This window comes from Pseudomonas sp. YuFO20 (assembly GCF_035064975.1).
Classification (GTDB): domain Bacteria; phylum Pseudomonadota; class Gammaproteobacteria; order Pseudomonadales; family Pseudomonadaceae; genus Aquipseudomonas; species Aquipseudomonas putida_AE.
Genome location: NZ_JAXDEO010000075.1, coordinates 1 through 21,155, shown reverse-complemented (window position 1 = coordinate 21,155; position 21,155 = coordinate 1). Strand labels below are relative to the sequence as shown.

At 61.8% G+C, this 21,155-nt stretch carries 23 protein-coding genes and 1 pseudogene; 12 read left to right on the top strand and 12 right to left on the bottom strand.

From position 1 onward, the window contains the following. Positions 1 to 631: 631 nt before the first annotated feature. Positions 632 to 1,552, top strand: a complete 921-nt coding sequence (locus SOP85_RS27795; protein WP_323608025.1) for a LysR substrate-binding domain-containing protein — start codon at positions 632 to 634, stop codon at positions 1,550 to 1,552. On the opposite strand, the gene SOP85_RS27790 is transcribed toward SOP85_RS27795, so the two are convergent. The 3 genes from SOP85_RS27790 to SOP85_RS27775 form a co-directional block, all read right to left on the bottom strand. After that, the gene (locus tag SOP85_RS27790) at positions 1,473 to 2,066 is read right to left on the bottom strand and encodes a DinB family protein (RefSeq protein WP_274077459.1); all 594 of its coding nucleotides are present in this window, start codon (positions 2,064 to 2,066) and stop codon (positions 1,473 to 1,475) included. The two genes, SOP85_RS27795 and SOP85_RS27790, sit on opposite strands and share 80 nt — an antisense overlap. Before the next feature lie 326 nt (positions 2,067 to 2,392). Next, entirely contained in the window at positions 2,393 to 3,706 is a 1,314-nt protein-coding gene (locus SOP85_RS27780) for an MFS transporter (RefSeq protein ID WP_323628940.1), read from the bottom strand. A gap of 267 nt (positions 3,707 to 3,973) precedes the next feature. After that, complete coding sequence (locus SOP85_RS27775) at positions 3,974 to 4,762, bottom strand: SDR family oxidoreductase (protein ID WP_323628939.1); 789 nt, start codon at positions 4,760 to 4,762, stop codon at positions 3,974 to 3,976. A gap of 155 nt (positions 4,763 to 4,917) precedes the next feature. Between SOP85_RS27775 and SOP85_RS27770 the strand changes: the two genes are divergently transcribed. Beyond that, a complete protein-coding gene (locus SOP85_RS27770; RefSeq protein WP_323628938.1) occupies positions 4,918 to 6,084 on the top strand; it encodes an iron-containing alcohol dehydrogenase in 1,167 nt (388 codons plus the stop codon). Positions 6,085 to 6,096: 12 nt separating this feature from the next. Next, entirely contained in the window at positions 6,097 to 6,411 is a 315-nt protein-coding gene (locus SOP85_RS27765) for an NIPSNAP family protein (RefSeq protein WP_274077463.1), read from the top strand. Positions 6,412 to 6,530: 119 nt separating this feature from the next. Here SOP85_RS27765 and SOP85_RS27760 read toward each other — a convergent pair whose 3' ends face one another. Next, a complete protein-coding gene (locus SOP85_RS27760) occupies positions 6,531 to 7,472 on the bottom strand; it encodes a LysR family transcriptional regulator (RefSeq protein ID WP_323628937.1) in 942 nt (313 codons plus the stop codon). A gap of 229 nt (positions 7,473 to 7,701) precedes the next feature. Between SOP85_RS27760 and SOP85_RS27755 the strand changes: the two genes are divergently transcribed. After that, a complete protein-coding gene (locus tag SOP85_RS27755; RefSeq protein WP_323628936.1) occupies positions 7,702 to 8,721 on the top strand; it encodes a GlxA family transcriptional regulator in 1,020 nt (339 codons plus the stop codon). Positions 8,722 to 8,821: 100 nt separating this feature from the next. Continuing rightward, complete coding sequence (locus tag SOP85_RS27750; protein ID WP_323628935.1) at positions 8,822 to 9,130, top strand: DUF2388 domain-containing protein; 309 nt, start codon at positions 8,822 to 8,824, stop codon at positions 9,128 to 9,130. A gap of 72 nt (positions 9,131 to 9,202) precedes the next feature. On the opposite strand, the gene SOP85_RS27745 is transcribed toward SOP85_RS27750, so the two are convergent. Further along, positions 9,203 to 9,994, bottom strand: a complete 792-nt coding sequence (locus tag SOP85_RS27745) for an SDR family NAD(P)-dependent oxidoreductase (protein WP_274077905.1) — start codon at positions 9,992 to 9,994, stop codon at positions 9,203 to 9,205. A 125-nt stretch (positions 9,995 to 10,119) separates the two neighbouring features. Here SOP85_RS27745 and SOP85_RS27740 point away from each other — a divergent pair, with 125 nt between their 5' ends. Then, entirely contained in the window at positions 10,120 to 11,064 is a 945-nt protein-coding gene (locus tag SOP85_RS27740; protein ID WP_323608020.1) for a GlxA family transcriptional regulator, read from the top strand. Between the two features lie 27 nt (positions 11,065 to 11,091). Beyond that, positions 11,092 to 11,751 carry a methyltransferase family protein gene (locus tag SOP85_RS27735; RefSeq protein WP_323628934.1) on the top strand — a complete coding sequence of 220 codons (660 nt, stop codon included), beginning with the start codon at positions 11,092 to 11,094 and terminating at the stop codon, positions 11,749 to 11,751. 108 nt (positions 11,752 to 11,859) lie between these two features. Here the strand turns inward: SOP85_RS27735 and SOP85_RS27730 are convergent, their stop codons facing one another. From SOP85_RS27730 to SOP85_RS27710, 5 genes are all read right to left on the bottom strand, one after another. Continuing rightward, positions 11,860 to 12,474 (bottom strand): HAD-IA family hydrolase, encoded by a 615-nt coding sequence (locus SOP85_RS27730; protein ID WP_442967950.1) that lies wholly within the window; start codon positions 12,472 to 12,474, stop codon positions 11,860 to 11,862. A 99-nt stretch (positions 12,475 to 12,573) separates the two neighbouring features. Further along, positions 12,574 to 12,981 carry a response regulator gene (locus tag SOP85_RS27725; RefSeq protein ID WP_274077909.1) on the bottom strand — a complete coding sequence of 136 codons (408 nt, stop codon included), beginning with the start codon at positions 12,979 to 12,981 and terminating at the stop codon, positions 12,574 to 12,576. A gap of 189 nt (positions 12,982 to 13,170) precedes the next feature. Further along, positions 13,171 to 13,437 carry a pentapeptide MXKDX repeat protein gene (locus SOP85_RS27720; protein ID WP_323628931.1) on the bottom strand — a complete coding sequence of 89 codons (267 nt, stop codon included), beginning with the start codon at positions 13,435 to 13,437 and terminating at the stop codon, positions 13,171 to 13,173. Positions 13,438 to 13,490: 53 nt separating this feature from the next. Next, positions 13,491 to 14,276, bottom strand: coding sequence for a molybdopterin-dependent oxidoreductase (locus SOP85_RS27715; RefSeq protein ID WP_323628930.1), 786 nt, complete (start codon positions 14,274 to 14,276; stop codon positions 13,491 to 13,493). Beyond that, the gene (locus tag SOP85_RS27710) at positions 14,273 to 14,890 is read right to left on the bottom strand and encodes a cytochrome b/b6 domain-containing protein (RefSeq protein ID WP_323628928.1); all 618 of its coding nucleotides are present in this window, start codon (positions 14,888 to 14,890) and stop codon (positions 14,273 to 14,275) included. Before SOP85_RS27710 ends, SOP85_RS27715 begins: the two co-directional genes overlap by 4 nt. 158 nt (positions 14,891 to 15,048) lie before the next feature. On the opposite strand from SOP85_RS27710, the gene SOP85_RS27705 reads away from it, so the two are divergent. Continuing rightward, on the top strand, positions 15,049 to 15,990 hold the full coding sequence (locus SOP85_RS27705) for a class I SAM-dependent methyltransferase (RefSeq protein WP_323628927.1): 942 nt from the start codon (positions 15,049 to 15,051) through the stop codon (positions 15,988 to 15,990). Here SOP85_RS27705 and SOP85_RS27700 read toward each other — a convergent pair. After that, a complete protein-coding gene (locus SOP85_RS27700) occupies positions 15,974 to 16,750 on the bottom strand; it encodes a helix-turn-helix transcriptional regulator (protein ID WP_323628926.1) in 777 nt (258 codons plus the stop codon). The two genes, SOP85_RS27705 and SOP85_RS27700, sit on opposite strands and share 17 nt — an antisense overlap. 111 nt (positions 16,751 to 16,861) lie before the next feature. Between SOP85_RS27700 and SOP85_RS27695 the strand changes: the two genes are divergently transcribed. After that, positions 16,862 to 17,965 carry a polyamine ABC transporter substrate-binding protein gene (locus tag SOP85_RS27695; protein ID WP_323628925.1) on the top strand — a complete coding sequence of 368 codons (1,104 nt, stop codon included), beginning with the start codon at positions 16,862 to 16,864 and terminating at the stop codon, positions 17,963 to 17,965. Positions 17,966 to 18,121: 156 nt separating this feature from the next. Further along, positions 18,122 to 19,252 carry a DmpA family aminopeptidase gene (locus tag SOP85_RS27690; protein ID WP_323628924.1) on the top strand — a complete coding sequence of 377 codons (1,131 nt, stop codon included), beginning with the start codon at positions 18,122 to 18,124 and terminating at the stop codon, positions 19,250 to 19,252. A 390-nt stretch (positions 19,253 to 19,642) separates the two neighbouring features. On the opposite strand, the gene SOP85_RS27685 is transcribed toward SOP85_RS27690, so the two are convergent. Next, positions 19,643 to 20,266 (bottom strand): TetR/AcrR family transcriptional regulator, encoded by a 624-nt coding sequence (locus SOP85_RS27685; protein ID WP_323628923.1) that lies wholly within the window; start codon positions 20,264 to 20,266, stop codon positions 19,643 to 19,645. A 146-nt stretch (positions 20,267 to 20,412) separates the two neighbouring features. Here SOP85_RS27685 and SOP85_RS27680 point away from each other — a divergent pair, with 146 nt between their 5' ends. Together SOP85_RS27680 and SOP85_RS27675 are read left to right on the top strand one after the other, a co-directional pair. After that, entirely contained in the window at positions 20,413 to 20,853 is a 441-nt protein-coding gene (locus tag SOP85_RS27680; protein WP_323628922.1) for a hotdog fold domain-containing protein, read from the top strand. A gap of 38 nt (positions 20,854 to 20,891) precedes the next feature. Then, positions 20,892 to 20,999: pseudogene (locus SOP85_RS27675) on the top strand (outer membrane lipoprotein carrier protein LolA); the annotation flags it as partial. Positions 21,000 to 21,155: the final 156 nt, after the last annotated feature.

The window sequence follows — 21,155 nt, the reverse complement described above, 5'->3', positions numbered from 1 at the left end:
GGTGAAGGGGTGGGGCGAAGTCTCCCACGGTCTGTACTGGCTAGAGTCAGATGCTGGCTTTTAGTCCCACCACCCCTACAAGTCTAAACATACAAGCGGTCTTGCTCGCGAAGGCGGCCTGTCAGCCGAAGTAAATGTTGAATGTGCCGGCCTCATCGCGAGCAGGCTAGCTCCCACATTGAATCTGCGGTGCACACCAATGCTTTGCATGACATCGATCAACTGTGGGAGCCAGCCTGCTGGCGATGGCGGCATCTGTTTAACGCGCGTGTTTAACGGCTGTCAGCGTCACTTGATGAAAGCTACAACACCTTGCGTCGTTGCCTACGCGTACGCCAGAATCCGCCGGCTTGTGCGCCTCGGGGCCGGGCTCTATCGTTTGCCGGTCGCTGAAAACACAGCGATCGGGTGAACTGGCGGTGAACCGGGCATTGGACCAGCTCGATCCACCTTGAGTCTGTGCCGCGCCGACTCCTGTGGGAGCGGGCTTGCTCGCGAAGGCGGTGTGTCAGACACATAAATGTCGACTGACACTCCCTCTTCGCGAGCAAGCCCGCTCCCACAGGTTGCGCGTCTTTCCTGAGGGTTTGGTGCTTTACTGAAAAGACTCCAAACCCAGCGAGCCCCCACCATGAACCGCAACGACCTGCGCCGCGTGGACATGAACCTGTTGGTGATTTTCGAAACCCTGATGTTCGAGAAGAACCTGACCCGCGCCGGGGAGAAGCTGTTCCTCGGCCAGCCCGCCGTCAGTGCGGCGCTGGCGCGGTTGCGGGATCTGTTCGACGATCCGTTGCTGGTGCGCAACGGGCGGGTGTTGGAGCCGACCCCGCGGGCCCTGGTGATCCTCAAGGAGCTGCAGCCGGCGATGGACACCATTTCCGGGGCAGTCAGCCGGGCCAAGGATTTCGATCCGTCGATCAGCCGCGATGTGTTTCGCATCGGCCTGTCCGACGATGCCGAGTTCGGCCTGTTTCCGCCGCTGCTCAAGCAGATTCGCGAGGAAGCGCAGAACGTCGTGGTGGTGGTGCGCCGGGTCAATTACCTGTTGATGTCGTCGATGCTCGGCAGCGGCGAGATTTCCGTCGGCATCAGCTACACCACGGAGTTGCCGGCCAACGCCAAGCGCAAGAAGCTGCGGGATCTGAGTGTCAAGGTGCTGCGCGGCGATGACCGGCCCGGGCCCCTCACCCTGGATGAATTCTGCGAGCGTCCCCACGCGCTGGTGTCGTTTTCCGGGGACTTGAGCGGCGCCATCGACAATGACCTGGCGCGCATCGGCCGCTCGCGCCGGGTGGTGTTGGCGGTGCCGCAGTTCTCGGGCCTGCGCGCCTTGCTGGCAGGCACCGACATGCTGGCCTCGGTGCCCGATTACGCCGCCTGTGCGCTGATCGATGGCAGCAATCAGCTGCGCGCCGACGACCCGCCGTTTGAGATCAACCTGTCCGAACTGTCCATGGTCTGGAACGGCGTCAACGATAACGATCCGGCAGAACGTTGGTTGCGCTCGCGAATAGTGGAGCACATGTCGGCGCCACTGCCGGGGCATTGAGCGAGTTGAAGTGCGGGTCAGTCTCGCGCAGGTAGACCGGCAGGTCCGTCATCGGCGGCATGGCCGGGATCTCGAAGTACATCTGGATCACCCAGCCCCGGTGATAGCTGGCGTGGTTGACCACGTGCATCAGCATCGCGCCGGCACTCATGGTGCCGCTTTCGCCAGAAACGAAAGTGAACCTGACGGGTTTGTCCAGCGAAGCATCGGTCTGCCTCGTGCTCCAGTTGCAGTACCAGCGATCTGCGTCCTGTTGCGCCAGGCGCAGCACCGCCAGTTCAGGGTGCACCAGGTCATGGGAGGTCTTGAAGCCGTGCCCTCGGCCTTCGAGGTGAGCCTGCCAGATTCGGTCCACCACGTAGATGTGATTGAGCGTGCCGATGATGTTCTTGAAGACCCCGGCACGTTCTTTTTCGACTTCCCCCGGCGGCAGCAACGCCAGGTTCTCGAACAGGCGCTGGTTGGCCCATTGCTTGTAATCGGCAAGCATGCGGGCAGTGCGTACGTTGATCATCAGACTTCTCCGATGGCGAAGAGCACATCTTCCAAGAATAGCGCTATCCGCGGGCTGTGGCGCAGCCGCTGATCATCGGTCACCCCTCCCCTGTAGGAGCGAGCTTGCTCGCGATGGTCGTCAACGATGACGCTGAGTTCCTGACACCCAGCAGCGCTCTCGGGTTCTTCGCGAGCAAGCTCGCTCCTACAGGTGGTCCACCACCCGTTCGGCCAGTGCCAGGCAACTGGTCAGGCCCGGCGATTCGATGCCGAACAGGGCCGAAACGCGCTTGGCCACCGAGAGCAAGGGTCATGTGCACGCGTCCAGCCCGTCGTTTTCCCATATCAAACCAGCCCTCGCTCCCGGTAATCGATCAGGCTGGAGAATATCGCCAGCAGCATGGCCATGACCACGAAGAAGATCAGCACCAGGAAATACGAGCCGGTGAACTGCACGATCAGGCCGATCAGGATCGGCACGATCACCCCGGCCATGTTCCCGCAGAAATTCATGGTGCCGGCCAGTACACCGGTTTTCGAGGTGCCGCCGAGGATCGACGGAATGCACCAGTACATGCCGCACCAGCGAATGAAAAACATCGCCACGCACAGCAGGCCGATCGCCTGGCTCGCCTGGGCGGTATAGGCCGTGGCCAGCATGCACAGCGCCGCGACCAGCGCCGAACCACTGAACATGCTGCGCATCACCAGGTTGGGCGAGGCGCCGCTGGATTTCCATTTGTCCCCCAGGTAGCCCCCGACCAGTTCGCCGACGAAACCGCACATGAAAATCAGGAAGGTCGCCCCGCCCATGCCGGCAATGTTCAGGCCGTGGGTCTGGTGCAGATAGCTCGGCATCCAGGTCAGCAGGCCGTAGAACACACTGAGGATGCAGCAGTAACCGGCGAACATCGCGAGCACCGAACGGTCCTTGAGCAGTTCCTTGAACGGGATGCTGGTGACGGCGCCGGGCTGGCTGAGCGTGGCGTTGCCTGCGGTGATGTGCGCGAGTTCAGCGGCATTGACACCTGGATGCTCGCTGGGGTGGTTGCGAATGTATTTCCAGGCCAGCACGCCAGCGAGCATGGTGCCGACCCCGGCGATCACGAAGGCGATGCGCCAGGAGTCGAACCAGCCGATCAGCCCGGCAATGATGATCGCACCGAAGGCACTGCCCAGCGGCGCACCGCCATCGACCAGCACCGCGCCGCGTCCGCGTTCATTGGGGGTCAGCCAGGCGCCGTTGAGCTTGGCGCCGGCGGGCATGATCGGCGACTCAGCGACGCCCAGGCCCATGCGCGTGATCAGCAGGGTGATCCAGTTGTGCGCCCCGGCGGCCAGCGCCTGGAACGCGCCCCAGGCGACGGTCGCGACGACGATGACGCGGCGGGTGTGGAAGCGGTCCAGCAGCATGCCGCCGGGAATCTGCATCAAGGCGTAGGACCAGAAAAACGCGCTGAGCATCAGGCCTTCGAGGGCCGGCGGGATCTGGAACTCGCTGGAAATCAGCGGCAAGGCCACCGACAGCGAGGCGCGGTCTATGTAGTTGATCGCGGTCAGCAACAGCATGATGAGGAATATCCGCCAACGCACGTTGGTGGCGCGTTCGGTTGCGGACGCGGCTGGCAACGCCAGGCTTTCGGCACTCGGATTGTTCATGTGGGGCGCTCTTATTGTTGTGGAGACGAGCTGCCCGATGCCTGTCAGTCAGGACGCGGAACCTGTGGGAGCGGGCTTGCTCGCGAATGCGGTGTGTCAGACACATCAACTTCGACTGATACTCCCTCTTCGCGAGCAAGCCCGCTCCCACAGGTACGGCGTTTTGACAGACGGAATCAGGCAAGCGGCCCCACTCTAATCACGCCCCGGAGTGCTGAATAATGATGGGATCTGATTGGGGGATCACCCACGGTCATCCCCCGCCGATCAGAACGTACCGGGGTAACTGCCGCCGTCCAGCAACAGGTTTTGCCCGGTCAGGAATCCCGATTGCGCGCCGCAAATGAACGCGCAATAAGCCCCGAACTCATCGGGCTGGCCGAAGCGCTGGGCCGGGACGTTTTTGCGCCGCTGTTCGGCAATGCTTTCGACGCTGCTGCCATTGGCCTCGGCGGCGGCATTCAGGGTCTTGTGCAAGCGTTCGGTCTCGAACGGCCCCGGTAGCAGGTTGTTGACCGTGACGTTGTTGCCCGCCAGTCGCGCCTGACGCGCCAGCCCGGCGATGAACCCGGTCAGGCCGCTGCGGGCGCCATTGGACAGCCCGAGTACATCGATCGGCGCCTTCACCGCGCCGGAGGTGATGTTGACGATACGCCCGAAACCGCGCTCGGCCATGCCATCGACACAGGCCTTGATCAGTTCGATGGGCGTGAGCATGTTGGCGTCCAGCGCCTTGAGCCAGTCTTCGCGCTGCCAGTCGCGAAAGTCGCCCGGTGGCGGTCCGCCGGCGTTGTTGACCAGGATGTCCACCTGCGGACACGCCGCCAGCACCTGTTCGCGCACCGCAGATTCACTGATGTCCCCGGCCACGGTGCGCACTTCGATGTTCGGCGCCAGGCCGCGCAATTCATCGGCGGCCAGCTGCAAGGTGTCGTTGCCACGGGCGTTGATCACCAGGTTGACGCCCTCCTTCGCCAAGGCCCGCGCACAGGCCAGGCCCAAGCCCTTGCTGGCGGCGCAGACAATGGCCCAGCGCCCCGAAATACCCAAATCCATGTCCATGCTCCTGACTGTTCAAAGCGCCCACGTTACCACCGCGCAACCGTCACTCGGGGGATGACAAAGCGTGATCGGTGTATCAGGCCTTTTCATTATCGACAGCCAGCAGCGCTCATTACTGTTGCGGGACCAACAAGAAACCGGAGAGCCCCATGAACCCGTTCCAGTTCCATTTCCCCACGACCCTTAAAAGCGGCAACGGCCTGGTGCGTCAGGCCGGCGCTTTGCTCAAGCCCCATGTTCGCAACAAGCTGCTGGTGGTCACCGACCAAGGGCTGATGGCCTCGGGGGTCATGGACAGTTTTTTTGCCTCGCTGGCCGAAAGTGACATTGGCTACGAAGTGTTTGCCGGCGTCGAACCCAACCCCACCACGGATGTGCTGGAACGCGCCGTCGCTTTCCTGAAGCAGCACGATTGCGACTCGGTGATCGGCGTCGGCGGCGGCAGCAGCATCGACACTGCAAAGGGTGTCGCGGCCATGGCCACCAACCCTGGCAACATCCTCGACTACGAGGGCTACGACAAACTGCTGCACCCGCCGTTGCCGATCTTTGCCATCCCCACCACCTCGGGCACCGGCAGTGAGTGCACGGCGTCCACGGTGTTCACCAACACCAAGACCCTGTTCAAGACGGTGATCATCAGCCCGGCACTGTTCCCCAAACTGGCGATTCTTGATGCCGAACTGACCCTCAAGCTGCCGCCGTCGATCACCGCCGCCACCGGCATGGACGCCCTGACCCACGCCATCGAATCCTACGTCTCGAAGCAGGCCAACCCGATCAGCCAGGCCTTGGCCCTGCAGGCGATCAAGATGATTTGCACGCACCTGCCCAAGGCGTTTTTCGCTGGCGTAGACCTGCACGCCCGGGAGCAGATGCTGCTCGCTTCGTTCCTCGCCGGGGTCGCGTTCGCCCAATCGAAACTGGGCAACGTGCATGCGATTTCCCACACCTTCGGCGGCGTGTTCAACATCCCCCACGGCATCGCCAACGCCACGCTGTTGCCCTATGTCATCGAGTACAACCTGCCGGCCTGCCCGGAGCTGTTCCGCGATATCGCCATCGCCATGGGCGAAGACGTCAGCGGCCTGAGCCCTGCCGGTGCCGGGCACAAGGTGGTGGAGCACGTGATGGCGCTGAACAAGGCCATCAGCATTCCCGACAACATCAAGGACCTGGGCGTGGACCTGGAGTACATGGCGCAAATGGTCAGCGACTCGATGCGCAGCGCCAATGTGCTGGTCAACCCGCGCCTGACCACTGCTGCCGACGTCGAGCGAATCATCGGCAACGCCTTCCATGGCATTCACTCCTGAGAGACAAACCCCATGTTCTACGAGATGCGCACCTACACCCTGAAGATCGGCACGATGCAAACCTACCTCAAGCACTTCGAGGAAAACGGCCTGCCGGTGATATCCCGCTACGCGACGCTGGTGGGCTGGTGGTACACGGAAATCGGCGAGCTCAACCAGGTGATCCACATCTGGGCCTACGAGAGCCTGGACGAGCGAATCAACAAACGCGCCGCGCTGTACCAGGACCCGGACTGGCTCGAAGGCTTCGTGCCGATCGCCTTCCCGATGCTGGAAAAAATGGAATCGAAGCTGCTGATGCCGGCGCAGTTTTCGCCCATCAAATAACCCCTGCCCCGACCTGACAGGCAAAACGAAAACCTGTAGGAGCTGGCTTGCCAGCGAAGAGGGCGTGCCAGTCGACACAAGTGCTGGCTGACAATCCGCTTTCGCTGGCAAGCCAGCTCCTACAGGTTCCGTTCAGGACATGGGTCCCGCTGCAGCTCGTTGATCAGCAGCGTCGCCGCCGGGGACAGAACGGCGCCGGCCCGGCTGATCACGCCGTAAGGCTCGATCAGCGCACGCAAGGACACCGGCAGCTTCACCAGCAAATCGAATTTTTCGCAGAACTCCGCCACTTCCCCCGGGATCACCGCCAGCAACGTTGGGTCCTGTTGCACCAGCAGAATGGTGCCGAAGGTCGACGAGGTTTCCAGCGGATAACGCGGGATCTCCAGCCCTGCCTCGTTCAGTTCCCGCTCCAGGGCCTGGCGCATCGGCATGTCCTTGGGGTAGACCACCCAGCGATAATCGCTCAATTGGGCCAGCTGCAACGACTCGGCGCTGGCCAGCGGATGATCCTTGCTGGCAACCACGGCCAAGGGCTCTTCGCTCAGTTCGATGCAGTCATAGGCGTCCGAACGCTGGCCGACGCTGGTTCGACAGATGGCCAGGTCCAGGCGCCCCTGATCCAGCAGCCCAAGCAAGGTGGCGCTGGTGTTTTCCACCAGTTCCACCGACAACTCCGGTTGCTTGAGGCGCAACTCGGTCAATGCCCGGGTCAGCAACGGCACCGCGCCCATGATCACCCCCACCGACAAACGCCCGCCCTGGCCGCGCATGATGCTGACCATTTCCTCGCGCAGGTGCTCCACGTCGCTGTAGATCAGCCGCGCATAACGAATCATGCATCGCCCCATCTCATTGGCCACCAGGCCCTTGGGCTGGCGTTCGAACAGCGGCATGCCGAGCAGCGACTCAACCTCCTGCAGGGCCTTGGTGGCGCCGGACTGGGAAATCGAAATCTGCTCGGCGGCCTTGTGCAGGGAGCCGCGGTCATCCAGCGCGATCAACAGGCGCAGTTGTTTGAGGCGCAAGCGTGAAGCGATGCTGCCAAGGGAAGGAACCATGTCTGTGTGTGCTCGATTCAATAACGAATCGTCAAGGGTACGCTGGCTTTTTGTGCGAAAACAGACAGGTAATGACAATGCAATTGTTCCGGATTTTCACGAGTGGGTGAACTTGAAGTTTCCCCCGACTAATGACATAAAACCCTGAATTGCGGACAGCCGACCAGCTGCGATAACGCTTATACCGTTTGCGAATTATCATTATTCCAACGAGTCAATGCACAAGCCCATGAACGATATCGCCAGCACTTCCGTCACCTCCCAGTCTCCGTCTGACCAACCGCGCTTGATCGTATTCCTCGCCTACCCCGAAATGGGCCTGCTGGATTTGACCGGCGCGCAAACCGTGTTCTGGGCGGCCTCGCGCTACCTCAACAGCAGCAACCTGCCAGGTTACAAGCTGCAGACCGCCAGCCTGACCGGGGGCCTGATCCAGACTGCCGAGGGCCTGGCCGTCGACACTCTGCCATTGAGCGCCTTCGACGACCAATCGATCGACACACTGATCGTTCCCGGTGCCCCGGCCATTATCCTGGCGATGAACAATTCCCTGAGCCTGGTCGACTGGCTCAAACAGGCATCGAACAAAGCAAGGCGCACCGCTTCGGTGTGCAGCGGCACCTTCCTGCTCGCCGAGGCCGGATTGCTCGAAGGTCGGCGCGCCGCCACCCATTGGGCAATGTGCGGCATGCTCAAGGAGCGCCATCCGTCCATCGAAGTCGACCACGATGCGATCTTTGTCCAGCAGGGTTCGGTCTGGACTTCCGCCGGGGTCAGCGCCGGCATCGACCTGGCACTGGCGTTGGTCGAAGAAGATTGCGGACGGGAACTGGCGCTGCTCACGGCTCGGGAAATGGTGGTGTTCCTCAAGCGCCCCGGTGGCCAGGCGCAGTACAGCCAGTTGCTGCAAGCGCAAACCAGCGAAGGCGCGGCCTTCGATGACCTGCACCTGTGGATCACGCAGAACCTGTCCGGTGCCAACCTCACCGTCGAGACACTCGCCCAACAGGTGCAGATGAGCCCGCGCAACTTTGCCCGCGTGTACAAACTCAAGACCGGCCGCACCCCGGCCAAGGCCGTGGAAGTGCTGCGCGTGGAAGCCGCCCGACGTCTGCTGGAAGATTCCGGGCGCAACATCGATCAAATTTCCCGGTTGTGTGGCTTCGGTGACGAGGAGCGCATGCGCCTGACCTTCCAGCGCAACCTGGGGGTTTCGCCGAGGGATTATCGCAACCGGTTTTCCCGCTGAATCGCCGGTTCAAGCATCGACAAGGGAACTCCTGGCGACAGTCGTGCATCCTAAAGGTGAGGTACTTCCTTTTTGCATCACCCCTTCAGAGGACTACGTCATGCGCCGTCTGATTATCATTTCTTCCCTTTTGCTGTGCTTACCCGTCGGTTCAGCGTTGGCCGATGTCGACGCGAAAGATGTCGCCACCTCGGCGGGGGTTTCCGCCTCGCTGTATTCGACGTTCAAGGATGACAAACTGATGATTCCCGCCCGGGATGACGCCTCCAGCTTCGTGGCCAGTGGTGGCGCGATTCGCGGTGTTTACCTGGAGCAGGTCATGCAGCGGGTGCGCCAGGAACATCCCGACCTCAACAGCGCCAGCGACGAAGAACTGGCTCGCGCCATTCTTGTCCAGGAAGGCCAATAACCGAGATTTAAAGATCGCAGCCTCGCTTCGCCTGTAGGAGATGTCTCGCGAAGCGAGGCTGCGATCTTTCAATCAACGATAACGCGGTGCCGACGTAGAGTTGCCAAACAACCCGGACAGCACTTGGCGCTGGGCTTCATAACGATCCCACTGCTCACCATCATGCAAGCCTGGAATAGTCACCACTTCCCCCCTCTCCAGCCCCACCAGCGCCGCATCGACCATGTCTTCAGCGGACATCACGATCTCCTGTGGCAGGTTCTCTACCGGGTTGCCGGCCTCGCTCCAGAAGTCGGTGGCGGTCGCGCCCGGTAGCACGGCCTGGATGCGAATGCCCTTATCGGCCAGTTCCCGGTGCATCGATTGGCTCAGGCCGAGGACAAACGCCTTGGTCCCGCCGTACACGCCGTTGAGGATTTCCGGGGCGATGGCGACGATCGAGGAAATGTTGATCACGGTGCCGGCACCGCGCGCGACGAAGCCCGGCACCACCGCATAAGCCAGGCGTGTCAGCGCGGTGATGTTGAGGTTGATCATGTCTTCCATGTCATCCACCGGGCTGCCGAGCAACGGCATGACCGCGCCGACCCCGGCGTTGTTGACCAACAGGGTGATGCTCGCGTCGCTGCGCAGGATCTGTTCGACCCGCGACAAGTCAGCCTTGTCTTTCAGATCCGCGGCGACCACCTCCACGGTGCGGCCCGTCTGGTCGCTCAGGCGAGTGGCCAAGGCGTTGAGTTTTGCCTGGCTGCGAGCGACCAGGATCAGGTCGTAACCCTGCCGGGCGAGACGGCCGGCATACACCGCGCCAATGCCGGAAGAAGCGCCAGTGATCAGCGCGGTACCTTTGGAAGAGAGAGCCATGTGCAATTTCCTTCACAATGAGGCGAGACAATCGCCCGGTGAGCGCAGTTATAAATGGTCTCGCGCTCGTCTCAAATGACGTTTAACCTACGTTTTTCTGCCATCAGCGTTTTGAGGACCTGGCGATGATCAGCGTGGCGTTCGTGGTTTTCGAGGGTTTCCAGTCCATGGCGCTGGCCGCCATGCCGGTGTTCGAGTACGCCAACTTCAGCGCCGGCGAAGCCCTGTATGACGTGCGTGTACTGTCCGAAGACGGGCGCACCTTGCGCGCTTCCGGTGGCCTGAACGTCGGCACCGAAGCGTTCGGTGAACGGCTGTTCGACACGGTGATCGTGGTGGGCGGCGACACCATCCTCGAACAGGCGCCCGAGGGCGTGCTCGACTACGTGCGGGCCAGCGCCAGGACCGCGCGCCGCACCGCGTCGATTTGCTCCGGCGCCTTTGTCATGGCCCAGGCCGGACTGCTCGAGGGCCGCCGGGCCACCACGCACTGGGCCTATGCGCGACAACTGCAGGAACGCTTTCCATCGATCAAGGTTGAACCCGACCGCATCTACGTGATCGACGGCTCGATCTGGACCTCCGCCGGCATGACCGCCGGTATCGACCTGGCGCTGGCCATGGTGGAAAAGGATCACGGCGGCGAACTCGCGCGTGCCGTGGCGCAGAAACTGGTGATGTACCACCGCCGTGCCGGCGGCCAGTCGCAACACTCGGCGCTGCTGGAACTGGCACCGAAATCCGACCGTATCCAGACTGTCCTCACCTACGCCAGGGAACACCTGGCCCAGACGTTATCGGTGGAACAACTGGCGCAAGAGGCGCGGCTGAGCCCGCGCCAGTTCAGCCGTGCGTTCCGCGCCGAAACCGGTCAGTCGCCGGCCAAAGCCATCGAGAACCTGCGCCTGGAAGCGGCACGGCAGCTGCTCGAACGCGGGCGCCTGACGCTGGACCAGATCGCCCTGGAAACCGGTTTTCTTGATCCTCGGCGCATGCGCGAAGCCTTCCTTCGAGCGTTCGGCCAGCCGCCCCAAGTGATCAGGCGCAATGCACGGTCAGAGGTACAATGACGGGGTGTGTTCACCTGTGGAGACATCATGAAAATCTCGGCCAAACTGGCGTTTTTCGCCATCGTCTCCACCCTCGCCTACCTCTGGCTGGCGATTTGGGGGTTGGGCGGCTTTGCCGCATTTTTCTCCCATGCCGCCTTGGTGGTGGTGGCGCTGGCAACCCTGGCCATGGTCATCGCTTCGCTGTTTACCGAGGTCAACCTGAGTTCCGGCGAACGCGAGGACCGGGCCAATCGCTGGGTGCTGCCGGCGTTCGGGGTGATCGGACTGTTGAGTGGCTTCTTGCCCGCGTACACCGACCGGATCGACTTCTGGACCTTTGGTGGTGAGGGCGTGCGTTGGCTGGGCGCGTTGCTGTTCATCATCGGCGGCGCCCTGCGGCTGTGGCCGGTGTTCGTGCTGGGCAAACGCTTCAGTGGACTGGTGGCGATCCAGCCGGGCCATCGCCTGGTGACCGATGGAATCTATCGCAGCCTGCGTAACCCCAGTTACCTGGGGATGCTGGTGATTGCCGTAGGTTGGGCGCTGGCGTTTCGCTCGGGGGTGGGGTTGTTGCTGGCGGCGTTGACGGTGATCCCGTTGGTTGCGCGGATACATTCGGAAGAGGCGCTGCTACGGACACAGTTTGGCGATGAATACGAAGCTTATTGCGCCCGGAGTTGGCGATTGATCCCCAAAATTTATTGAGCCATACACAACCCCACTGTGGGAGCGGGCTTGCTCGCGAAGGCGGCGTGTCATACAACAGAAATGTCGACTGATACACCGCTTTCGCGAGCAAGCCCGCTCCCACATTCAGATTTTCTGCAGCCTGATGAAACTGTCCACATCCAAGCGGGCAACAACCGTGTCATAACTCCCCAACGTCGCATGCGCCGTCACAATCGGCTGCTCATGCGTCGACGTGACGATCAACACATCCGCCCCCGCCGCCTCGGCCGCCAGGATGCCTACCGTCGCATCCTCGAACACCAGGCAATCCCTGATCTCGACACCCAGCCGTTGCGCAGCCAATCGATAACCCGCCGGGTCGGGCTTGCCGGCGCTGACATCTTCGGCAGTGACCATCACAGCCGGTTCGGGAATACCCGCGGCGGCCATCCGCCGCAACGCCAGCGCCCTCGGTGCCGAGGTGACGATGGCCCATTGATGAGCCGGCAACGACTGGAGAAAACCCGCCGCGCCAGCCACCTCTTCAACGCCGTCGACATCCTCGATTTCAGCAAGGGTGATCCACGCCGCTTCGGCCTCGGCATCGACGCCAGGCAAGCCCAGGCGATTGATGGTGTCGATGGCGCGGGCACCGTGGATGGTGGGCAGGAAGGTCTCTACATCGACGCCGTGGCGAACGGCCCACCTGGCCCAGACTCGCTCGGCTGCGGCTATCGAGGTGAGGATGGTGCCATCCATGTCGAACAGGAAGGCGCGGTACGGAACATCGAAAATTGTGTCGGAAGCAGGCAAAGGGTCCTTCCTCTCAAGGATCAGCGGATACTGCAATGTACAGGATCACAAGGTACGGCGGGATTTCAGGGCGCCGTCTACGCAATCGAGCAATTGCCCGAGCGCCCAGGGTTTCTTGATGAACGACACTTCATGCCGAACCCCTGAACTTTCCGGGGTTTCAAATCCGGACATGATCATGATCGGTTTGTCCGGCCAGCGATCACCGAACAGGTTGGCCAGATCGGCACCGTTGAGCGTGCCCGGCATGGTGATGTCGGTCAGCAACAACCCGACTTCCGAAGCGTGCCCCTGCAGGTACACCGACGCCGCATCCGCGCTGGATTGCGGCTGCACTACATAACCTTCGTCCTGAAGAATTTCACAGAGAAATTCCAGGATCAGCGGGTCGTCTTCAACCACCAGAATCAACCCGCCAGGAAGGTGTTCGCCCGCCGTCGATACTCGACCCATGACTGCTGCTCCCTGATCGTACTAAAGTTTTCGCGGGCTCTAAATCCGCTACCTACAGGTATGAGCAACGGTATCCGCGGAAATTCATTTTTGATACAGGCGGTCGACGAAATCGGTGGTTGCGAGGCTTTGTGCTATCAATCGTCATGGGGGGCAAGCCGCGTGCCCCCCCCCAGGACAGGATTGGAGTTACTGGGACATGGCGTCCTTTTTCATCGCGTCCTTGGACATGGCATCTTTCTTCATGGCGTCCTTGCTCATGGCATTCTTGGACATCGCGTCTTTTTTCATGGCGTCCTTGCTCATGGCATCCTTGGACGTCGTGTCCTTCTTCATCGCATCTTTCGACATGGCGTCCTTGGACATCGAATCATTGCTCATGGTGTCAGCAGCAAAAACACTGGCAACACCGACGGCCAGGCACATGGACAGAACAACGGTGGTCAACTTTTTCATGATGAAACTCCTTGATGCAGGGTGTGTGGACGAGGGGGAATGGCGGATTCTCGTCAGCTGCCACCAAACCAGTTGTAGCCCTGGTCTTCCCAGTAGCCGCCGCTGTAGGTGTTGCTGACGAAGATCGCCTGGATGTGTTTGGGGTTCTTGTAGCCGAGCTTGGTGGGCATGCGCAGCTTCATCGGGAAGCCGTATTCGCGCGGCAGCACGGCGCCGTCGTAGGTCAGGGTCAACAGGGTTTGCGCATGCAGTGCGGTGGCCATGTCGATGCTGGTGTAGTAGTCGTCGGCGCACTTGAAGCCGACGTATTTGGCGTCAGTGTCGGCGCCGACCCTTTTCAGGAAATCACTGAAGCGCACGCCACCCCAACGGCCGATCGCGCTCCAGCCTTCGACGCAGATGTGCCGGGTGATCTGCTCGGTCTGTGCCATGGCGCGCAGTTCTTCGAGGCGCCAACTGCGCTTGTCCGCGACCAGGCCGGTGACTTCCAGTCGATAACTTTCCTCGTCCACCGTCGGCGCCTCGTCGATGCCATAGAAGGCATTGAAGGGAAATGGCCGGGTGATCATCGACGCCGGATAGGTCGGGGCCATGGCATTGGGGTTGAACAGCCAGCCTTGCACCCGGTCGTTGAAGCGCGACATGGACGACAACGCGGTCTCGACGCTGTCGTTGTCGGTGAGGTTGCAACCGGACAACATGGCCACACCGCCGAGGGTCAGGCCACGCAGCAGGAACGAGCGGCGTGAGCGGTCTTCGATCTGCGGGGCGAGGATTTTCCGGGCGTCGATGAGAATGGATGACTCGTCCAGCCCGGCGTCTTGACTGCGCTTTTTCATACGTGCTCCTTGCGACCGACAAGCATGGCCAGCAGTGTTTTTGGCACCAGCGCGACCATCAGCAGATGCACCGCAACGAAGGCCACCAACAGCGCCATGGCGAAAAAATGCACCCGCCGCGCGCCTTCGTAGCCCCACAGCAATTCACGCAACAGCGGGAACTGCACCGACTTCCACAGCACCAGCCCGGAGAGCACCAGCAGCGTGATATCGACCATCACGAACAGGTACGCCACACGCTGCACCTGGTTGTAGTGACTCAGGTCCGCATGCCCCAGCTTGCCGCGCAGCGCGGCCCACAGGTCATGCAGTACGCCTTTGGGCGAGACCGGAAAAAAGCGTCGTCGCAGGCGCCCGCTGAACAGGTTGCAGGCCAGGTAGATGAGACCGTTGACGCCCAGGAACCACATCGCCGCGAAGTGCCACTGCAGGGCGCCGCCGAGCCAGCCGCCAAGGGTGATCGACGTGGGAAAGCTGAAGTCGTAGAGCGGCGAGGCGTTGTAGATGCGCCAGCCGCTGGTGACCATCACCAGCACCGCCAGGGCGTTGAGCCAGTGGGTGAGCCGCAGCCAGCGTGGATGGCTGGCCTTGGGTGAAGCAGTTGGCTGCGACATGTCCGGCTCCCGGTTGTTGTTCGTTGGAGCCGATTATGGAAGCCGCAAGTTCGCCAAATCCTCACGTAAAGTTAAATTAATCGTGATAACTGACTGCCCAGTGTTTTGGGTGTAACTATGGTTAAATGCCGCCCCCCAAAGATTGCCGACCCAGACCGATGAACCCTGAAGCCCTCGCCACCCTCCGCGAACATTTGCTGACCGCCCTGGCAGCCGCCCCCGCCGAAACCCGACGTCTGTTCCACGGGCGTGGCCGCTGCTGGCCGGGGCTGGAGCAGGTGACCGTGGACTGGTTGCAGGGCGTGGTGCTGGTGGCGCTGTTCAAGGAGCCGGAAACGGCGCAGCTGGAGGCGTTGAAAGCGCTGTTGCTGGAGCTCACGCAGTCAGCGGCATGGACGCAATCCGGCGCCCACACCCTGCTGCTGCAACATCGCTACCTGCTGCAAAGCACCACCGAATGGCTACTCGGGGACGTCATCGAGGAAATGACCATCACCGAGGGCGGGCTGAAATATCGAGTGGACCTGGGGCGCAAACAGAACACCGGGCTATTCCTCGACATGCGCTACGGCCGCGACTGGGTGCGGGCCAACGCCCAAGGCAAACGGGTGCTGAACCTGTTCGCCTACACCTGCGGTTTTTCGGTGGCGGCCATCGAGGGCGGCGCGACCCATGTGGTCAACCTGGACATGTCGAGCCCGGCCCTGAGCCGAGGCCGCGACAATCACCGGCTCAACGGGCATGACCTGGGCAAGGTGACCTTTCTCGGCCACGACCTGTTCAAGTCCTGGGGCAAGGTCATCGGCAAGGGCCCATACGACCTGGTGATCATCGACCCGCCGTCGTTCCAGAAAGGCAGCTTCCTGCTGACCAAGGACTACCAGCGGGTACTGCGTCGCCTGCCGGAACTGCTCAGCCCCGAGGGCTCGGTGCTAGCCTGTATGAACGACCCCGCCTTTGGTGCGGATTTCCTCATCGACGGTGTGACCCGTGAAGCGCCGAGCCTGCGGTTCGAGCAACGCCTGGACAACCCGCCAGAGTTTCCCGACGCCAATGTCGAGTGCGGCTTGAAGGCGTTGGTGTTTACCCTGGCGGATTAAGCACCAACGCAAACAACTCACCGTGCCCGTTCACATTGAGCTTGTGATAGAGATTGCGCCGGTGCACCTTCACCGTTTCCGGGGAAATGCCCATCTGCTGGGCGATGGCCTTGCTGGAGAAACCCTGGAGAATCAGGCGCGCGGTTTCGATTTCGCGCACCGTCAGGCGCGCATCGAAGCGGTCGAGCAAGCTCGCCAGGTCCCCGGCTACCGCTTCGCCGGCCGGGCCTTGCGGCGGGAGTAACTGCAGGTGCCGGCGCATCGCCGCCAGCACCCAGTCGCGCATGCAGAGCAAGCGGCCTTGTTCTTCCAGAGTGAAGCGGGTCGAGCGGCCCAGGGACAGACCGAGGACGGCGCCGTCGAGGTTGAGCATGAACTGCAATTCGTCGCCACCCACCACCGTGCGGAAGTAGCTCAGGTAGTACTCGCTCTGCTGGAACTGGTCGGGTGCCACGGAATCGAGGCTGTGCAAGCCATCGGCGATGCCGGCGCAGACGGCCAGGTAAAACGGGTCGAGCAAGTACATGCCGGCGCTGTAGTCGGCCAGTTCCTCATGCTCGTGGGCACTGTCGCGGGAGTCGAAATCGATCAGCAACCTGGGTACTCGACCGGCCTGCATGACTGCCACCAGCGCGTTATCCAGCGGCACCAGCAGGCGCAGGGTGTCGACCAGCGCGCGCCAGAATCCCTCCTGGCCCACGGCGGCAAACATTCGCGCCAGTCCCTGGTGCAGCGGCAACTCTTTCAACAATGCGTCCACGCACTACCCCTTTCGAGTAACCCATGATGGGAATGGGTAACGACCACCCCGGTCGATACGCTGCAAACTCCTGATTATCACCGGCCTGCAGCAGGCCAGGAGTGCCGCATCATGAGTGGTCACCGCTCGTATTTCAATCTGGGGCTTGGCGCCTGCCTGGCGGTGTCGCTGACTGCGGTGGCGGCCGAAAGCCCGACCGTGCACGTGTACAACTGGTATGACTACATCGGCCCGACCACCCTGCATGACTTCAAGCGCGACACCGGTATCCAGCCGGTCTACGACACCTTCGACAGCGCCGAAGTCCTCGAAGGCAAACTGCTGACCAGCCGCAGCGGCTACGACGTGGTGGTGGCCAGCAACTTCAGTTTGCCGACCCTGATCAAGGCGGGCGCCCTCGCCCCTTTGCCCCACGCGCAGATGCCGGATTTCCAGAACATGGACAGCGATCTGCTGGCGAAACTGGCCAACAACGATCCGGGCAACCAGTACGCCGTGCCGTACCTGTGGGGCACCAACGGCATCGGCTATAACGTCGACAAAGTGCGCGCTGCGCTGGGCGACAAGGCGCCGGTGGATTCCTGGGACCTGGTGTTCAAGGAAGAGAACCTGGCCAAGCTCGGCGAATGCGGCGTGGCGATGCTCGACTCGCCATCGGAAATGCTGCCAGTCGCCCTGCATTACCTGGGCCTGCCGCCGAACAGCACCAACCCTGAGGACTACAGGAAGGCCGAAGCGCTGCTGCTGAAGTTGCGCCCGCATATCGCTTACTTCAATTCGTCGAAGTTCATCAGTGACCTGTCCAACGGCAACATTTGCGTCGCCGTCGGTTGGTCCGGCGCGATGCTCGAAGCCAAGGCCACCGCCGAGCAGGCCGGCAATGGCGTGAAGATCGCTTACAGCCTGCCCAAGGAAGGCGCGCCGGTGTGGTTCGACACGCTGGTATTGCTCAAGGACGCCCCGCACCCCGAACAGGGCCTGGCCTTCATCGACTACCTGATGCGCGCCGAGGTCATCGCCCCGGTCAGCAATCACCTCAACTACCCCAACGGCAACCGCAACGCGAAAGCCTTGTTGGCCGAGGCGACACGGACCAATCCTGCGGTTTACCCGTCGGCCGAGGCCCTGGCGACCTTGTTCACCCTGCAGCCCTTGCCGCCGGCGACCGAACGGGTGCGTACGCGGATCTGGAGCAAGGTCAAGAACGGCCAGTAGGCCCACCGCATTCCCCTTGTGGGAGCGGGCTTGCTCGCGAAGGCGGTGCATCAGGCAAAGAAGATGTCGACTGACACGCCGCCTTCGCGAGCAAGCCCGCTCCCACAGGGTCTGCGTCCACTTTTTTCCTCCATGAATTTGAAGATGAGAAAACCGATGAAACCACGTGCCCGCGACCTCAACATCCAGTTCGGCCAACTGCAACCCGGCCCCCTCAACGCCATCACCGATGTACCCGGCGTGCGCGTCGGCCACAGCAATGTCCGAGGTCGTAGCGTCAAGGGTCGCGACATCGTCACCGGCGTCACCGTGATCGAACCCCGTGCCGGTTCCACCAGCCAGCAGCCGTGCTTCGCTGGTGTCCATGTGCTCAACGGCAATGGTGACGCCACGGGCCTGGAGTGGATTCGCGAGGCTGGATTGTTGACCAGCCCGATCGCCTTCACCAACACCCACAGCCTGGGCGTGGTGCGCGATGCCTTGATCGTGCTCGACCGTGAGCAGCAACCGGACGACGGGCGGCTTTACTGGAACATGCCGGTGGTGCTGGAGACTTTCGATGGCTTGCTCAACGACATCAACGGCTTTCACGTCAAGGTCGAGCATGTGGCCGAAGCACTGCGCACGGCAGTGGGCGGACCGGTAGCCGAAGGCAATGTCGGCGGTGGCAGCGGTATGATTTGCCATGAGTTCAAGGGCGGTATCGGCACCGCTTCGCGACGTTTGAGCAGTGCCCAGGGCGGCTGGACGGTGGGCGCGATCGTGCAGGCCAACCATGGTATCCGCAGTGAGCTGCGCGTCGATGGCTACCCGGTCGGGCGCTACATGGAGCAGGTCGACTCACCGTTTCTCAAGGCATCGCTGCCGCATCCGGGCATGGGCTCGATCGTCGTCTGCCTGGCCACCGATGCACCGTTGCTGCCGCACCAATGCACGCGCCTGGCCCAGCGCGCCAGCCTCGGCCTGGCCCGCACCGGCGGCGGCAATGAAGACCACAGCGGCGACATTTTCATCGCGTTCGCCACCGGCAATCAGCACGTACCGCCGGCGGCGTACGAGAGCAAAAAAGCGCCGACCTGCGACAACCTGAGCATGGTCAACAACGATCACATCAGCGAATTGTTCCTGGCGGCTACCGAAGCCGTTGAAGAAGCCATCATCAACGCCCTGCTCGCCGCCGAAACGACCGAAGGTAACGGCCACGCGGTGCCGGGGCTGGATGCTGAAACCCTGCTCAAGGCCCTGAATCAGGCCGGTTGGCCGGGGGAGCGCAATCGCCGAAGCTGACAGTTGTGGGGGGATTCGACTAGCGGTACTTGAGGCGCAACTCCCATCTTCCTACGATGGAGTTGCGCAGCCGCTTGCTTGTCCAAGCCGTTGCGTAGGTGGTGAGTGCACTGAACCCCTATCAAGCTCACCGCCTGCTTCATGCGCATCTTGAGCCTCAATGGCTCCACTTCTCCCCATCAAAGAGCTTTGAGGCTCTTTTTTAACTGCGCGAAAAACCGACATGAAAAAGCCCGGCATTTGGCCGGGCTTTGTGCATTCAAAATCCCACCGCAAATCCTCTGTGGGAGCGAGCCTGCTCGCGATGGTCGTTAACGATAACGCTGGGAGTCTGATGCCCCGCGGCGTGCTCGAGTTTTTCGCGAGCAAGCTCGCTCCTACAGGGGGGCGTCAGTGACCCTCGGTGGCAATCGAACGCCACGCCGAGTCCGCCAACAGATCGCGGTACGCCTTCGGACTGCCTTTGGCCCGGCCCGACAACCAGGCGCGGCAGTAGCTCTCGGCTTGGCCGATGATCAGCGACGGCAGTAACTCCGGCGGATAACCGCGCAAAACGTCGACCCGCGCCGAAGCCCCCAGCCACTCGAACAGCAGCTTGTTGCGCGCCTTGTTGCGCGCGACCAGTTCGTCCTTGAACGGTCCCTTGGTGACGGCAAATCGCGCGTGATACTGGAAACGCGCCCATTCCGGTTGGCTATCGACCCAGTCGACGTAGCTGTGCACCAACGCGTGCACACCCGCCTGGGTGGTTTGGGCGTCGGCCAGGTAGCTATCTCGCAGCTTGGCTTGATCGTCCAGCGCGGTGAAAAACAGCGCCGCCACCAGGCCTTCTTTATTGCCGAAGTGGTGGTAGATCGCGCCCACGCTGGTATCGCATTCGGCCCGGATCATCTCGATGGTGGTGGCCTCGATGCCCTGCTCGTTGAACAGGTGGAGGGCCTTTCTGAAGATGTCGCGCTTGAGTTCGGCGCGGCGGCCGGGGTAGCAGCGTTCGAGTAAATCGGCGGTTTCCATGCGGGATGCGGTCCAAAAAAATCAACGGTTGAGGCTGGCGCTAGGTTGACAGATTTCCCGTCGACAGAATACTGTTCCGTCACAGAACATTATTCTGTAACGGAACATCATTCTGTTAACCAACCCCGCAGTGAGGCTTCAACCCCATGAGTCAGTTCCTCAGCCTGTTCAACAGTGCCGGCCCGCAAGCCTTCAGCCAGATGGCCTGCCAGGTGGCGCCGTACTTCAGCACCATCAACCCGCTTGTTGCCGATTTGCGCAAAGGTTCGGCCATCGTGCAGGTGCCATTCGCCAAGGAAATCACCAACCACCTGGGCACCGTGCACGCGATCGCGATGTGCAATGCGGCCGAACTGGCGGCCGGGATGATGACCGACGTGTCAATCCCGGCGGGTGCGCGCTGGATTCCCAAGGGCATGACGGTCGAATACCTGGCCAAGGCCAAAAGCGATGTGACGGCGGTGGCTGACGGCGAGGCAGTGGACTGGACCAGCGAAGGCGACAAGATCGTGCTGGTGGACATTCACGATGTGGAAGGCAAGAAGGTGTTCACGGCACGGATCACCATGAATGTGAAGCTGCCCTGAGCATCACGCGGCCCCCTGTAGGAGCGAGCTTGCTCGCGATGATCGTTAACGATAACGCTGGAAGCCTGACACCCCGCGGCGTGCTCAGGTTTTTCGCGAGCAAGCTCGCTCCTACAGTTGAACCTGTTATCCCAACCGTTCGCGGGCGAACTCGCTGGCCTTGCGCGTCAATTGGTCCAGGTGCCGGGCGCGGATCACCATGAATGTGAAGCTGTCCTGAACATCACGCGGACAAATGTGGGAGCGGGCTTGCTCGCGAAGGCGGTGTGTCAGGTAAATAAATGTCGACTGACACCCCGCTT

Excerpts from the sequence above, each read along its gene's own strand:
- SOP85_RS27795 (WP_323608025.1), top strand. The coding sequence starts at position 632 with ATGAACCGCAACGACCTGCGCCGCGTGGACATGAACCTGTTGGTGATT.
- SOP85_RS27715 (WP_323628930.1), bottom strand. The coding sequence starts at position 14,276 with ATGAAAAAGCGCAGTCAAGACGCCGGGCTGGACGAGTCATCCATTCTC.
- SOP85_RS27735 (WP_323628934.1), top strand. The coding sequence starts at position 11,092 with ATGAAAATCTCGGCCAAACTGGCGTTTTTCGCCATCGTCTCCACCCTC.
- SOP85_RS27705 (WP_323628927.1), top strand. The coding sequence starts at position 15,049 with ATGAACCCTGAAGCCCTCGCCACCCTCCGCGAACATTTGCTGACCGCC.
- SOP85_RS27750 (WP_323628935.1), top strand. The coding sequence starts at position 8,822 with ATGCGCCGTCTGATTATCATTTCTTCCCTTTTGCTGTGCTTACCCGTC.
- SOP85_RS27760 (WP_323628937.1), bottom strand. The coding sequence starts at position 7,472 with ATGGTTCCTTCCCTTGGCAGCATCGCTTCACGCTTGCGCCTCAAACAA.
- SOP85_RS27745 (WP_274077905.1), bottom strand. The coding sequence starts at position 9,994 with ATGGCTCTCTCTTCCAAAGGTACCGCGCTGATCACTGGCGCTTCTTCC.
- SOP85_RS27765 (WP_274077463.1), top strand. The coding sequence starts at position 6,097 with ATGTTCTACGAGATGCGCACCTACACCCTGAAGATCGGCACGATGCAA.
- SOP85_RS27755 (WP_323628936.1), top strand. The coding sequence starts at position 7,702 with ATGAACGATATCGCCAGCACTTCCGTCACCTCCCAGTCTCCGTCTGAC.
- SOP85_RS27730 (WP_442967950.1), bottom strand. The coding sequence starts at position 12,474 with ATGGATGGCACCATCCTCACCTCGATAGCCGCAGCCGAGCGAGTCTGG.
- SOP85_RS27720 (WP_323628931.1), bottom strand. The coding sequence starts at position 13,437 with ATGAAAAAGTTGACCACCGTTGTTCTGTCCATGTGCCTGGCCGTCGGT.
- SOP85_RS27790 (WP_274077459.1), bottom strand. The coding sequence starts at position 2,066 with ATGATCAACGTACGCACTGCCCGCATGCTTGCCGATTACAAGCAATGG.
- SOP85_RS27690 (WP_323628924.1), top strand. The coding sequence starts at position 18,122 with ATGAAACCACGTGCCCGCGACCTCAACATCCAGTTCGGCCAACTGCAA.
- SOP85_RS27770 (WP_323628938.1), top strand. The coding sequence starts at position 4,918 with ATGAACCCGTTCCAGTTCCATTTCCCCACGACCCTTAAAAGCGGCAAC.
- SOP85_RS27740 (WP_323608020.1), top strand. The coding sequence starts at position 10,120 with ATGATCAGCGTGGCGTTCGTGGTTTTCGAGGGTTTCCAGTCCATGGCG.
- SOP85_RS27685 (WP_323628923.1), bottom strand. The coding sequence starts at position 20,266 with ATGGAAACCGCCGATTTACTCGAACGCTGCTACCCCGGCCGCCGCGCC.
- SOP85_RS27680 (WP_323628922.1), top strand. The coding sequence starts at position 20,413 with ATGAGTCAGTTCCTCAGCCTGTTCAACAGTGCCGGCCCGCAAGCCTTC.
- SOP85_RS27710 (WP_323628928.1), bottom strand. The coding sequence starts at position 14,890 with ATGTCGCAGCCAACTGCTTCACCCAAGGCCAGCCATCCACGCTGGCTG.
- SOP85_RS27780 (WP_323628940.1), bottom strand. The coding sequence starts at position 3,706 with ATGAACAATCCGAGTGCCGAAAGCCTGGCGTTGCCAGCCGCGTCCGCA.
- SOP85_RS27775 (WP_323628939.1), bottom strand. The coding sequence starts at position 4,762 with ATGGATTTGGGTATTTCGGGGCGCTGGGCCATTGTCTGCGCCGCCAGC.
- SOP85_RS27695 (WP_323628925.1), top strand. The coding sequence starts at position 16,862 with ATGAGTGGTCACCGCTCGTATTTCAATCTGGGGCTTGGCGCCTGCCTG.
- SOP85_RS27725 (WP_274077909.1), bottom strand. The coding sequence starts at position 12,981 with ATGGGTCGAGTATCGACGGCGGGCGAACACCTTCCTGGCGGGTTGATT.